This window comes from Paenibacillus sp. MCAF9, assembly GCF_052114265.1.
Taxonomy (GTDB): domain Bacteria; phylum Bacillota; class Bacilli; order Paenibacillales; family Paenibacillaceae; genus Pristimantibacillus.
Map to the genome: position 1 here is coordinate 60,968 of NZ_JBFREL010000011.1, position 14,479 is coordinate 75,446.

General features: G+C 45.8%; 11 protein-coding genes. 7 read left to right on the forward strand and 4 right to left on the reverse strand.

Annotated elements, in window-relative coordinates:
- Window positions 1-228: 228 nt before the first annotated feature.
- From AB4Z45_RS18450 to AB4Z45_RS18465, 4 genes are all read right to left on the reverse strand, one after another.
- A complete protein-coding gene (locus AB4Z45_RS18450; protein WP_441910713.1) occupies window positions 229-1,134 on the reverse strand; it encodes an ATP-dependent DNA ligase in 906 nt (301 codons plus the stop codon).
- On the reverse strand, window positions 1,134-1,967 hold the full coding sequence (ku, locus tag AB4Z45_RS18455; RefSeq protein WP_441910715.1) for a non-homologous end joining protein Ku: 834 nt from the start codon (window positions 1,965-1,967) through the stop codon (window positions 1,134-1,136). Before ku ends, AB4Z45_RS18450 begins: the two co-directional genes overlap by 1 nt.
- A 144-nt stretch (window positions 1,968-2,111) precedes the next feature.
- On the reverse strand, window positions 2,112-2,420 hold the full coding sequence (locus AB4Z45_RS18460) for a hypothetical protein (RefSeq protein ID WP_339207312.1): 309 nt from the start codon (window positions 2,418-2,420) through the stop codon (window positions 2,112-2,114).
- 150 nt (window positions 2,421-2,570) lie between these two features.
- Complete coding sequence (locus AB4Z45_RS18465; protein ID WP_441910717.1) at window positions 2,571-2,813, reverse strand: hypothetical protein; 243 nt, start codon at window positions 2,811-2,813, stop codon at window positions 2,571-2,573.
- Between the two features lie 106 nt (window positions 2,814-2,919).
- Between AB4Z45_RS18465 and AB4Z45_RS18470 the strand changes: the two genes are divergently transcribed.
- From AB4Z45_RS18470 to AB4Z45_RS18500, 7 genes are all read left to right on the forward strand, one after another.
- A complete protein-coding gene (locus AB4Z45_RS18470) occupies window positions 2,920-4,839 on the forward strand; it encodes a cache domain-containing sensor histidine kinase (protein WP_441910718.1) in 1,920 nt (639 codons plus the stop codon).
- Entirely contained in the window at window positions 4,832-6,352 is a 1,521-nt protein-coding gene (locus AB4Z45_RS18475) for a response regulator (RefSeq protein WP_441910720.1), read from the forward strand. Before AB4Z45_RS18470 ends, AB4Z45_RS18475 begins: the two co-directional genes overlap by 8 nt.
- 195 nt (window positions 6,353-6,547) lie before the next feature.
- Entirely contained in the window at window positions 6,548-8,014 is a 1,467-nt protein-coding gene (locus AB4Z45_RS18480) for an ABC transporter substrate-binding protein (RefSeq protein ID WP_441910722.1), read from the forward strand.
- 80 nt (window positions 8,015-8,094) lie between these two features.
- Complete coding sequence (locus AB4Z45_RS18485; protein ID WP_179089866.1) at window positions 8,095-9,033, forward strand: ABC transporter permease; 939 nt, start codon at window positions 8,095-8,097, stop codon at window positions 9,031-9,033.
- Window positions 9,034-9,083: 50 nt separating this feature from the next.
- Window positions 9,084-9,998: a carbohydrate ABC transporter permease gene (locus AB4Z45_RS18490; RefSeq protein ID WP_076269714.1), complete on the forward strand. Its 915-nt coding sequence runs from the start codon at window positions 9,084-9,086 to the stop codon at window positions 9,996-9,998.
- Between the two features lie 32 nt (window positions 9,999-10,030).
- Window positions 10,031-11,350: a glycoside hydrolase family 125 protein gene (locus tag AB4Z45_RS18495; RefSeq protein WP_441910724.1), complete on the forward strand. Its 1,320-nt coding sequence runs from the start codon at window positions 10,031-10,033 to the stop codon at window positions 11,348-11,350.
- A complete protein-coding gene (locus AB4Z45_RS18500) occupies window positions 11,347-14,478 on the forward strand; it encodes a beta-galactosidase (RefSeq protein WP_441910726.1) in 3,132 nt (1,043 codons plus the stop codon). The genes AB4Z45_RS18495 and AB4Z45_RS18500 overlap by 4 nt, the downstream gene beginning before the upstream one ends.
- Window position 14,479 lies beyond the last annotated feature (1 nt).

Sequence of the window (14,479 nt, forward strand, 5' to 3'; positions counted from 1 at the left end):
TGGCGGGTTATGAGTAGAAATAAGACTACTTTCTAGTCCTATTTCTGTGAAAGTTGCATATTTGTTTAAAATAGGTCTAGATTCTAGCGCTATTTTTACTGAATCAGCCAATGGTGGGGGATTTGGCGGGTTGTGGGCGGAAAAGTGTATGAGGAGGTTGTCCCGCAAGTAATATGATCTTGTGGGGCAACCTCCTCTTTAATCATCCGATCAAACTTTTCATCAGCGCTAAACCTCGCCGTCTCCCGCACCAAAACCTAGCAGTTTCGGCTGGCGAAGCAGACCCGTATCGGTAAACTCGAGTGCGGTCACCCTGCATGGGAAATGTACGGCAAGCCAGACTACGTCTGATTTCTTCATGCCTTGCGAAAGCGACGGGAAGGGGCAATCTCCAGGGTGGTCATGCATAAACTGGAGCAGCAGTTTTTTGGACGCGTTGTCGAGCCCTGACACATGCCCAATATATTTATTCTCATATTGCAGCACGAGGCTCGACACGAGGCCATCCCTTAATTTCACCCCAACAACGTCCGCGACGATTCGTACTTCCTTCCGTTTCTTGAACCAATCCTTATGGCCTTTGCCCTCGCTGTAAGGACTATCCAGACGCTTCGATATGAGCCCTTCCCACTCCCGCTCGATAAGCCATTCCCATAAGGACTGACCATCATCAAACAAGTCGGTGACGAACAGGCGCGGCGATTTTTCAGGAAACTTGGCAGCAAGCCGGCTGTAACGATCACGGAAGGGAAAGCTGCGCAAATCTTCACCGTTATCATTGAGCATATCAAACATGACGAATAAGAGATCATCTTTGCCTGACCTTTTCTGTACACCTAGGCGGCTGCGCTGAAAGTTTGGACGAGTTCCGTCAAAATAGACGATTTCACCATCAAGGATGCAAGGCCCAACGCGCAGCGGCGACAAGAGCGCAACAATTTCAGGGAATGTGGTATTTCGCGGCTCTACTCGTTTGGAAAATAGTTCAACACCGCCGTTGCCGTCTAATCGAGCGAGTGTGCGAACGCCATCCCATTTGATTTGATATCCCCACTCCGAGCCAGTAGGGATAACGGGCGAAGTGACTGGCGCCATAGGCACCTTCGGTAGAGGAAGCAAAGACATCGTGTTCATTATCCGGCATCCTTCGTTTTTCTAGTGGTACTCTTCCTTTTCTTTGGAGCAGCAGGCGGTGTTTTGGCCGCTTCAAGGGAAGCTTGCAGCGCAGCCATCAAATCAATGACATTCGTCCGTCCAACAGCCGGAGCAGAGACCATATCAACGCTTTCGCCCGCCATTTTATGCTGAATAGCTTCAAGCATGGCAGCCCGGTAATCATCGGTATATTTTTCAGGATGAAACGGTTCAGACAGCTGTTCAATGAGCTGCTTTGCCATTTGCAGCTCTTTTTCATTGACATTAGCCAGTCCAGGCAGGTTAGGCACCTCTGCGAGCGGACGAATTTCATCTGGATAATGCATCGTCTCCATGCATAAGCAGTTTCCGACAACGCGAATCGCGGCCAAGCTGCTTTTGCTTCGGATCGATATTTTGGCGATGCCGATTTTACCTGTTTGCTTGATCGCTTCAAGCAGCAGCGTATAAGCTCCAGCCCCTGACATGTCGGGGGAGAGGTAATACGCTTTTTGATAATAGAGAGGGTCAATATCCGATAAATCGACAAAATCAAGAATTTGAATAACCCGTGCAGATTCAGGCTTTAGCGCTTCAAGCTCTTCTTCATTAAAGAGCACAAACTTGTCCTTCTCGTATTCAAAACCTTTAGCGATATCCTCTGGTTTAACCGCTTCATCGCAGTGAGGACAAGTCTTCACATAGGAAATAGGCATGCCGCAAACCTTATGTATTTGGCGAAAATGAACATCCTTATCTTCTGTAGCCGTAAACATTTTTACAGGCACATGAACCAACCCAAAGCTGATCGCACCTTTCCAAACTGTATGCATACAATCCCCGCCCTGCTTTTTTTCCATAGGATGCGCGCGTTTGGTTAAAGTATACGAGGAATGGACAATCTCACCATAACAAGTTGAAAACAAAAAGACCCTTCGCAAGCTCATTTGAACTTGTAAAAGGTCTCTATGCTAAAGCTATTTATCGCTTTTTTGCTCGTTTTTGGCCAGCTGCTGCCGAAGCTCTGCATTTTTTGCAGCTAATTGTTTCGTTAAAGCAGCCTGCGAAGCGTCAATTCTGGCTACCTCTTCGTTTAATTTCGTAATTTGAGTCATCTTGCTGCTAAGGTCGGTGGGGGAAGAGCTCATTTTGATGTTTTTTTGCAGCTGTTTTATTTTAGAGAGAGCTTTCTCTTTTTTGCTTTTATCGTTGCTGGTTTGCTTTTGCATGTCAGCGATTTCTCTTTTTAAGCGGCTGATAATGGATGTTGTGAAGCTAATGGACATAAGGGCACCTCATAATCGTATAGTGTTGCATCGCCCCATTTTACTATAAAACGCTCGTTTAAGCGAGAAAGAAAGACCCGGAAGAATGCCACCAAAATAAGGTGCTCTCCCGGGTCTCCGTTCATGCAAACGGTTTAGGCTGCTGCTAGCTTATTGATTGAAATCTTGTTTATGTTCCTGGCTGTCCATGTTGTTCACGCTGTTCATGCTTTTCTTGCGAATGGTCGGTCTAATAAATCGTCCAAGAAGCATAAATAATGGCGAGGTTTCGAGTTCGACAAGATTGAGCATCTCCGTCCAGTTAAAGATGACCAGAAACGGCAGTAATCCAATGGCCAGTATGCCGAATATCAGTCCGACGGAAACATTTCGAAGCATTTTACCAATTGTCATGCTCTCATCTCCAATCTTGCGGATTCTCTCACCTTTACATTATACGCCCCTTCCGAGGCGCCATTCAACCGTACCCTTCAATTGCCGATTATTAAGGAGCATACTTGTGCCAGCAAATCATACTGAAGTATTATTAAACCTTGTACCCCATATCGTGAACTCCGATCAACCTATAGAGCAACGATCATTCACGGGAAAGGAGCTTATTTTGAAGGCAAAAAGCTTGTACCGCAACTATGTCAAAAATAATCTTTTCATGAAAATGATTTTGTTGTTTGCATTGATTACAACGGTGACGATCGTAACTTTTTCGTATTTTATGTTTAATGTCATGTCGGAATCGATTGTGCGCAATGAGCTTGAAAATCAGAAAAAAGCGATCGACAGCGTAAATAACTATATGACACGTAAATTCGAATCAGTGGAGTCGATCATGCTCGACGTGTATAGGAATGAAGCCTTATCCCTTCATCTTACTTATTTCCTTCAAAATCCGTTCGAGGATTACATCAATTATCAATTGGATCAATATGCCTCTTCTATTAATATCGACATGCCGAAGGGGCTGGATTATTTTGAAAATAAGGTTGAAAATGATGCCGATATCGAGAACCTGCTGCTATACAGCTCGGAAAAACAGTTTTTGTACGCATACAAGCAGGGGCATGTAACGAAGTTAATATCTACGAATGCCGCACATTCCTATATCCCGGATGCCATGGCGATGGAGGGAAGTAAAGTAACGCTGCCGAATGCATGGGTACGAACGGCAATTGGACAACAGGATCCAAAGCTATTCGCGATACGTGTTCCCATTACGGACAAAAATACGTTAAAAAACCTAGGACAGCTGCTCGTTTATTTCAACTCAGAACGGATTCAAAAAGCACTTGAGAGCTATAAAGAGCAATTAAAGGGCTACATTCTTGTCCTTGGACCAACAGGGGAAGTGCTCTTCGATTCCTCAGACAACTTTTATGGTAAACGGTACCCTTATATCGATAAAATTGATTCCTTGAATGACACTGTGATGCTTGAGCAGGAATCTTATGTCAAGATGTTCACACAAACCGAAGCGGGTTATACCGTAGTTGGTGTAGCGCCGAAGGCGGAGGTAGCTGCTGCCTATCAAGGCTTGAAGCACACGATAACATTGATTAGTATCATTTGTATCATTATGGTGCTGCTGGTTCCGACCTTGGTTGTTATCAATTTCGCGAAACGAACGAATAAAATCATACGATTTATGCGCAAGGTGGAGAACGGCGACTTGTCCGCACGCATCCAAGACGAGAAAGAGGACGAGCTTGGGCAAATTTCCAGAAGCTTTAACGATATGCTCGGCGAGCTGACAAAGCATATCGACCGCGTCTATAAAGCGGAGATTAAACAAAAGCATACAGAGCTTGCTGCTCTGCAGGCTAGAGTGAATCCGCACTTTTTGTACAATACGCTTGAAGTGATTCGAATGCGGGCCGTATCGCAAGGAGCGAAGGATGTAGGCGAAATGATATACAGCTTATCAGTGTTATTCAAAAGCTTCGTTCAGCCCAAAGGTGAAAACACGCTCAAGGATGAGCTAGAGACTTCGCGCCTCTATTTGGAGCTGTTTCGGATTCGTTATAAGGACAAGCTGTCTTATGAAATTCATTGCGATCAGAGCTTGGCTAGCAAAAGTATAATGCGAATGGCGCTGCAGCCGATCATTGAAAATTACGTTGTACATGGTCTAGAAGCGCGCAGGCCGGATAACCAAGTGAAAATAAATGTTCGGCAGATAGAGGATCGCATACAAATTCAAGTCGAGGATAATGGCAGAGGTATAGCGCCTGGGCGACTCGCGTCCATTCGTGAGTCGATGGACATGCTGGAGGAAAGCGGCGATTCTTTTGGTCTTCGGAGTGTGCATGAGAGACTGAAGCTGCTGTACGGAACGGAATATGGTGTTGAAATTAACAGCACGCCAGGCGTCGGAACGATCGTAACGATTGAATTCCCAGTAGCAGAGGAGGCGCAGCATGTATAGAGTATTTCTTGTAGATGACGAGCCGTTTATTATTGAAGGCTTGTACGACATTATCGATTGGGCGGCGTTTGGCCTTGAAATCGTAGGTTCAGCGGAAAATGGCCAGGATGCGCTTGAAGCGTTAAAGGAGTCATCGGCTGATATTTTGCTTACGGATATTTCAATGCCAGTGATGGACGGCTTAACTTTGATTCGCGAAGCAAGGCAATTCCGCCCGGATTTGAAGGTCATTATTTTGAGCGGCTTCAACGAATTTGACTATATCAAGTCAGGGCTTAAGCTTGGTGTGGAAAATTATTTGCTTAAACCGATTAATATTGACGAGCTGCAGGAGACGCTGGCTAATACTATCGACAAATTGAACACGACAAGGCCAGACCGATTATTTAGTGATTATGATATTCGCATTCTTAGGGATAATATATTGTATCGGTGGCTGACTGGACGCATTGCGCCAAATGAGCTGATCGAACGTACCGATATGCTTGAAATCCGGCTGGATGCTCCTTATCTTGTGACTGCGATTATTCGAACGGAAAGTCAGTTCGAGCCGTCCTATGAAGCACTACAGCGGCTTGCCATGGAAGATCCGTCGATGCTGCCGTTTGTGGACATTGATGGCGACTTGGTTATCGTGTTTATGCTGGAGGACAAGGAACAAGGTAAGGAAAAGGCGATGAGCATGCTTGAAAATATGCAGAAACGGTTCGCTCCGAGCCCGATGCGTATTTCGCTTGGCAGTGTGGAGGCGGTAGGCGAGGGTGCGCCGCAGAGCTACGCGCATGCGAAGAAGGCGCAGGAATATTTCTTATTATCCGACGAGCCGGCTATTTTGGACTATAGCTTGCTATCAGAGAAGAACAGTATTGAGAACGTAACGTCGCAGCCGCTGAATTGGTCCTTATTCTCGAAGTTGATTAAAGCGAAGGATCTAGAGCAGCTTCATGCGGCAATTGATGCTGAATTTGAGCATTATCAGACGCTGGACGGCGTTACGCCGGAATATATTCAAAGTATGGCCATTGAGATGATGATACGGTTCAAAATGGAGCTCAAAGAAATTAAGCAGGCAGATCAGCCTGAGCTGTTCAAAGCAGGATTCACACAAATCATGCAAGCCGAGACGATTGAAGGGCTCTCCTCCGTTGTCAAAGAAGCAGCTACCTTGACGGTGGATTCGCTTATGCGCGACGTGAAAAGCCCGATCATCCAGCTACTGCTCGGATATGTGCATGAGAACTATGCACAGGCGCTGTCGCTAAAATCGCTCAGCCAGCAATACAACATCCATCCTGTTTATCTCGGACATCTGTTTCAGAAGGAGACAAATGAAACCTTTACCGAGTACATAAACAAATATCGAATAGGCAAAGCTAAGGAAATGTTGAAGGAGACAAATCTGAAGGTGCAGGAAATTGCGCTTCAGGTCGGCTACTGGGAAACTGGATATTTTTATAAACAATTTAAGAAATATGTAGGGATTTCTCCTACAGATTACAAAGGACTACTCTAATGCAAGATAGAGAAGTCCTTTTTTTCTTTAATTTGTACACCATACCTTTAGTTTGTTCCCTATATGAAAACCGTTACATCCGTTATTTTTAAGTTAGCCCTAAAACGCAACGCGAATTAAGGGCAGAGCAATAAAGTAAGCGTATGCTTACGCAATTGAATTGTGCTTCGTAACTAGACATAGGGAGGACTTACAATGATTAGAAACAAAAAGAGATTTATGCCGGCGCTTGCACTGATGCTGGTCATGTCAATCGTGCTTAGCGCGTGCGGCGGAAGCAAAAACGAAGGTGAAGGCACTGCCGAGAAACCAGTAGAACTGCTCTGGTACACAATTGGTACGCCTCAAAAAGATGTGGACAAGGTTATGCAGGAAGTAAGCAAATATACAGCAGAAAAAATTGGTGTTACGGTCAAAATGAGCATGATTGACTGGGGCGATTACTCACAGAAGCTGCAAGTTATGACGGCTTCCGGTGAAGCAGTAGACATTATGTTTACGTCTTCATGGGCGTTTGACTATGTGCAGAACGCAAGAAAAGGCGCATTCATGCAAATCGATGATTTGTTGAAATCGCACGGTCAAGGTATCGTCGATACACTTGATCCTGCCTTCCTTGAAGGCTCCAAAATTGACGGCCACAACTATGGTATCCCTGCAAACAAAGAGCTGCCAGCGCAAGAAGTATGGCGCTTTAACAAGCAGTATGTAGACAAGTACAAAATCGATATTTCAAAAGTGAACACACTTGAGAGCCTTGAGCCATTGCTCAAAACGATCAAAGAAAACGAACAAGGCGTATATCCTTTCGCGGTTGATAAAAACCAAATGCCTTACGTGCCATATGACTATGTAATCGAGAAGCTTCCAATGGCTGTTTCCCTCGATACGAAGGATTACAAATTGGTTAACGTTCTAGATACACCAGAAATGAAACAAGCTTTGACTACAATGCACAAATATTATAAAGCTGGCTACATTCCAACTGAAGCAGCAACAATGGATTCGATGACAGATGTTCAAACGACTGGAAAATGGTTCTCAGACCGTGCGACAACTCAGCCTTTCGCTGACAACCTATGGTCTGCAAGCTATGGCTACCCAGTAGTTTCAACTCCTGCAAGCAAAGCGCTTATTTACAACTGGTCTGTTATGGGCTCGATGCAAGCTATTTCGGCTAACTCGAAATATCCAGAAAAAGCAATGGAATTCCTAAACTTGCTGAACACAGATCCTGTGCTTCGCAACATGATTGATTCCGGTATCGAAGGCGTTCACTACAAGAAAACAGGCGACAATGTTATGGAAAACCTTGATGAGTCAAAAAACTATGACATGCCAACATTCTCACTGGGTAACGTAATGCTTACGTACTTGAATACAACAGATCCTACGAACAAGTGGGAAGAGTTCAAGAAGTTTAACGATGCAGGAACACCAGCACCTCTTCTTGGCTTCAACTTCGATCCGTCGAAAGTAACGACTGAAATTGCTTCCGTACAAAACGTAAGAGAAGAGTTCTGGGCACCGCTTATGACAGGAACAGTTGATCCTGAGACTTACATCAAACGTGCAAACGAGAAATTTAAAGCAGCTGGACTTGATAAAATCATGGCTGAAGCACAACGTCAGCTTGACGAATGGAAAGCGGCGAACAAGTAAACATGAGGGAGGTATGAAGCGAATGCACGGCATTCGTTTCATACCTTTGCTTATTAATCTGACAACTGAGAGGTGATCACGTGGGAGCCATAGGACGGTTTTTTAAAGATATTAATAAAAATAAAGCGATGTTGATTATGGTGCTGCCAGCAACAATCTGGTTCATCTTCTTCTCTTACTTGCCGATGGCCGGTATGGTTATTGCGTTTAAGGAGTACAGATACAGCCGGGATGGATTTCTTGCCAGCATTATCGAGAGCAAGTGGGTAGGCCTGCAAAACTTCAAATTTCTATTCAGTACCAATGATGCTTACATCATTACACGCAATACCGTCGTTTATAACATCTTCTTTATCGTGCTTGGTCTAGTCATTGCCGTTGCAATGGCGATTATGCTGGCTGAGATTACGAACAAGAAATTAGCAAAAGTATATCAAACAGGTATGTTTCTTCCATACTTCCTATCATGGGTTATCGTCGGTTATTTCGTATTCAGCTTCCTGAGCTTGGATAAAGGCGTTGTGAACCAAGTGTTCAACTGGTTCGGCATCGATCCGATAAACTGGTACTCTGATCCAACCTATTGGCCGATTATTATCGTCGTCGTATTTCTTTGGAAATCAGTCGGCTACAACAGTGTCATCTATTTGGCAGCCATCATGGGTATTGATAAATCCCTTTATGAAGCGGCAATGATCGATGGCGCAAATAAATGGCAGCAAATTCGCAGCATTACGATCCCGATGCTTACACCGCTCATTACAATATTGACGCTGCTTGCAATCGGTAAAATCTTCTATGCGGATTTCGGACTGTTCTATCAAGTGCCAAGGGACTCTGGAACACTCTACAGCGTAACGAATGTTATCGATACTTATGTGTATCGCGGCTTGAAATCAACTGGTGAAATCGGCATGAGTACAGCAGCAGGCTTGTATCAGTCGATCATTGGATTTGTACTCGTTATTACATCGAACGGAATTGTTCGTAAATTCAACAAAGACAATGCTTTGTTCTAGTCTAAAGGCTTTACTGCAGGAACAAGCATTGCGCAGGGAGGAAAACCGCTATGTCCGCTCAAACGAAAACCCGCGACTTTCATAGGTTGACGCCCATTTGGAATATAGGATTCCATTCCGTGGCTGGTATTTTTGCATTGTTATGTGTATTTCCTTTTCTATTCGTCACCATCATTTCGTTTACGGATGAGGCGACGCTAGCTAAAAACGGCTATTCGCTTTTTCCTGAAAAATGGAGCTTTGAGGCTTACAGCTATTTATTTAAAGCGGGGGATCAACTGCTTCGCTCTTATGGGGTAACGATAGCTGTTACCGTTATTGGTACTGTCATTGGTGTTGTATGTACAGCGCTTTTCGCTTACGCAATCTCACGTAAAAGCTTTAAATATCGCGGTTTCTTCGCATTTTTCGCCTTTTTTACGATGCTATTTAACGGTGGTCTCGTGCCGTCTTATATTGTTGTTACACAGCTGCTTGGACTTAAAGACTCCATTTGGGCGCTTATTTTACCGCTTGCGGTCAACGCTTTCTACATTATGATCCTAAGGACATTCTTCTCGACCATGGTGCCAGATGCTATTATAGAATCAGGCAAAATCGATGGTGCGGGAGAATTTGGAACCTTCTTCAAGCTGGTGCTGCCTTTGTCGCTTCCAGGGCTTGCAACCATCGCTTTGTTCAGTACACTAGGCTATTGGAATGATTGGTTTAACGCCTTGCTGTACATTAACACGCCGAATTTAGTGCCGCTTCAGTCGATGCTGATGCGGATCGAGAATAGTATGCAATTCATTATGCAAAACTCGCAAAATGCGTCGCTCAGCACCGGTTTGCTGCAGTCGATGCCGCAGGATACTTCGCGTATGGCGATGGTGGTGCTGGCAACAGGCCCAATCGTATTCGCTTATCCGTTCTTCCAAAGATATTTCATTCAAGGCTTGACGGTTGGTGCCGTTAAGGAATAATTACGAATCCTATTTCTAAAGGAGCAAATACGATGGAGCAATTTAGATTACCGAAAATTCCGATGCCTGAGCTAACGCTGCCGCAGGCGATTCAAGACGTGCTGAAGGAAGCGGAGCAGAAGCTGGCACATCGCCCGAAGCTGCTTCAATTGTTCAAAAATTGCTTTCCGAATACGCTGGAAACAACGACGAAGCTGATGGACGATGGCACGACATTTGTAATCACGGGCGATATCCCTGCGATGTGGCTTCGTGATTCCGTCGAGCAAGTGATGCACTACGTTCCATTCGCGAAACATGATAAAGATTTGCAAAGAATTCTTAGTGGTTTGATTAAACGCCATATTTCCTATATTCAAATCGACCCTTATGCGAATGCGTTCAATGAGTCCGCTAATGATTGGCACTGGAATACTACGGATGAAACGGATATGTCTCCATGGGTATGGGAGCGCAAGTTCGAGCTTGACTCCATTTGTTTCTCCATGCGCCTCGCGCATGCTTACTGGAAAGAAACGGAGCTGACGGATATTTTCGATTCCGGCTTCAAAGCAGCGATGCGCCGCATCGTAGAGCTTTGGAAGACAGAACAGCGCCATTTTGAACAATCGCCTTATCGTTTTACTCGTGATAATGGCATTCCAACTGATTCACTTCGCAATTCTGGTCTAGGCATGCCTGTAAACTATACGGGTATGATTTGGTCAGGCTTCCGTCCAAGCGATGATGCATGTGACTTCCATTACAACATCCCGGATAACATGTTTGCGGTTGTTACGCTTCGCCAAATGGAGGAAATAGCGGAATGGGTATTCCGTGACATGGATTTCCTTAAAGAATTGAAAAAGCTGGAAGAGGATGTCAACCATGGCATTCAGCTTTACGGTATTTATCAGCATCCGGAATTCGGTCCTATTTATGCTTATGAAACGGATGGTTTCGGCAATTACTGCCTGATGGATGATGCAGGAACTCCGGGCTTGATCTCGATCCCATACCTTGGTTATGTGGATGCAGAAGACCCGATTTATGTGAATACGAGAAAGTTTGCTCTAAGCAAAAATAATCCTTTCTACTATGAAGGAACGGCAGCAAAAGGTATCGGCAGTCCGCATACGCCTCCAGGCTACATCTGGCATATGGCATTGTCGATGCAAGGAATTACAGCTACTAGCAGCGAAGAAAAGCTAGATTTGATTGCGATGCTGGAAGCGACTGACGCGGACACAGGCTATATGCACGAAGGTTTCCATGCGGATGATCCAGCTGTGTTCACGCGCAAATGGTTCGCTTGGTCGAACAGTCTTTTCTCACAGCTTGTCTATCAAGCGATGAAGGATGAGATTCTATGAGCATGATTATTTTCTATGACCCATCGTTTCCGATTGATACACGTCTAAGCTCGGAAGTAGAAGGACAGCTTCTGCAATTCGGCAGCGTCGTTCGCGCGAATAATCTAGGAGCGGCACTCGCTGCTGCAGATGGCGGAAGCTTTATAAATATGCATGCGCCGTATTTCCCAAAGCAAGCATGGTCTGAAATTTTAGCCTACTTAAAGCGCGGTGGAGGTTTAATCAGCATCGGCGGCGCTCCATTTAAAAAACCCGTTTCAAAAAATGAAGCTGGCGTTTGGAAGCCAGAATCTGAGCAAACCGCCTATCACCGCGAGCTTCATATTCATGAGGCTTTGCCTGTAGATGCAGCACCGATTATGAAATTGCGTGCAATGGAAGATCTTCCGCTGCTGCAAGGCAAAGAGTCCATGTTTGAGGTTTCAAGCACTTGGAATCTAGTGCCGCATGTAACGAAAACGAGTGATTTGCCGCATCAGATGGGTTCTGCTGGGCCGATGGACGCACAATTGTACCCGCTTCTAAAGGGTGTTTCAGCAGAAGGAAGAGAAGTTGCAGCACCTGTCGTACTATGGGAGAACACGAAGGGGATGTTCGCAGGCGCGCGCTGGTTGTTCGTAAATCAGCCGTTAACGGAGCTATTCTGGCAAAGCGGAGGAGCGGACGAGCTTCGCCGTTGGTCGGAATTCTGCTCAGCAGGCGTAACAGAGCTGTGGCTGAAACCTAATTATGCGTCCTACGAGCTGGATGAGCGTGCGATGCTGACGCTGCAAGTACAGAAGCTTAGCCGCTCTGCTGCTGCGACAGATTTGCCAGCTGTAAGCTGGAACTTTTCAATTACGATCAAGCATGAAAGCAAGCCAGATGAGCGGTGGACAAGCAGTATCAATGCGGAAGCAGCGAGCAAACAGCTTATCGTTCGTATTCCCGTTCCTCTAGCAATCGTGAGCGGATACTACAAGGTGGACTGTATCGCGGAGTCATCGGATGGAGAAGTACGCATTCTTCGCCAAGGCTTCTGGGGTTTTGATGATGAGCTGCTTGCAGAGGGAACTCCGGTTACGAGCGAGCGCGATTATTTCGTAAAAGACGGCAGACCGATGCCGGTTGTCGGCATGACCTACATGACTTCGGATGTTGCGCGCAAGTTTTTATTTTTGCCAAACGCATCGGTTTGGGATCGCGATATGGCTCAGATGCGCAAAGCGGGCATCAACTGGATTAGAACCGGCATATGGACGGCTTATCGCAATATTATGCAGGTTGATGGCCATGCATCGGAAGAGGCGCTTCGCTCCATTGATGCGTTTCTTCTTACAGCCAAACGCCATGATTTGCAGGTAACCTTTACTTTCTTCTCATTCACTCCGGAAACTTGGGAAGGCCAAAATCCTTATCTCGATCCGCGGAGTTTAGAAGCACAGAAACGGTTCATCCGCTCGATCATTTCGCGCCACAAACAATCGAAGCATGTCGATTGGGATTTAATTAACGAGCCGTCAATGTTTGATCCTCCTCGTATTTTTTCTGACGGACCAAGATCAGCACGCGATCCATTCGAGCAGGCGGCCTATGCAGCTTGGCTTAAGGAACGCCACGAATCTGTGGAGAAGCTGCAGAAGCTATGGAATATGACGCCAGAGCAGCTGCCGAGCTTTGAATCGGTGAAAGTGCCTGAGCCAGAGGAAATCAACTTTGACGTTCAAGATATGCATCAAGGCAAGAAGGGTACGCGCTGGCTTGATTATGTATTGTTCTCCATGGATATGCACAATCGCTGGGCACAGGAGCTGTACCAGGCCATTAAAGAAGAATGTCCAGATCATATGGTTACGGTCGGACAGGATGAAGCGCTTGGCGCACAGAGACCATCACCATTCTTCTACGGCGAGGCTGTCGATTATACAACCGTGCATTCCTGGTGGTTGAATGATCATTTGGTGTGGGACAGTATATTTGCTAAGACGGCAGACAAGCCGAATTTGGTGCAGGAAACGGGCATTATGTACGTGGAAACACCAGAAGGACGGGCGAAACGTTCAGAAGCTGAACTACGCGATATTCTTGAGCGCAAATATGCCTATGCTTTTGCAACAGGTGGCGCAGGTGCGGTGCAATGGATTTGGAATACAAATTTCTATATGGACAATGCGAATGAATCGCACATCGGCGCACTTCGAGCAGATGGCACGGAGAAACCTGAGGCAAATGTATCTTATGATTTCGGACGCTTCATGGGTGAAATCAGAGATTTGTTCAGAGGGCGGGAGCTTGAGGATACTGCAGTCGTTTTCCCTTATTCCAATGATTTTTCCAATCGCAAGCTGGCGTTTGATGCAACAACAAAAGCTACGCGTGTGCTGGCCTATGAGCTGAACAAGCCGTTCCGCGGCGCTTCGGAATATCACCTGGACGAGCTGGAAGCAAATCCGGTTAAGCTCGTTATTGTACCAAGTGCTCATAATATCGAAGATGCTGCAATGAACCAGCTGCTTAGCTACGTTGAACGTACAGGAGCAACTTTGCTGCTGACAGGTCCAACAAGCCTTGATGCATACTGGCGTCAAGTCGATCGTCATGCTGAGTTGTTTGGATCAAGAGAGCTTGTCAATGTACGCCGCGAAGAACTGCTTCGCATCGGTGAACGTTTGCTGCCTGTTTCTTATGGCAATCGGAGAATTGCTCAGGTATGGAAGGAAGCGCAAAAAGGAACTTCTGCAGCTGAAGTCGATCAGATTATCGAGCTATCGCACGGCAAAGGAAACATCCTTTGGTGTCCGCTGCCAGTAGAGCTGAATGATCGCATTGAGCCGATCTCAGCAATTTATGAGTTTGCGCTCACCTATGCAGGCTGCAGCGTGGAGCTGGATTGGATTAAAGGCGGACAGCTGCCAGGCGTTTATGGTCGTAAACTGTCATTCCAAGACGGCGCGTTATTCACATTCGTATCTGAGTTCAGCTTGGATGTCGATATTGAGGTGAAAGACCCTGTAACCGGCGTTTCTTACGCTTTTACGCTGGAGAAGGAGCGGTCTGTACTCTTTGCAGTGGGTAAAAACGGTCAGCTGCTGTCCGTTTACCGACCTGATCAGGTGAATGTGAACGTAATTCCTGCAAACAACGATTAAC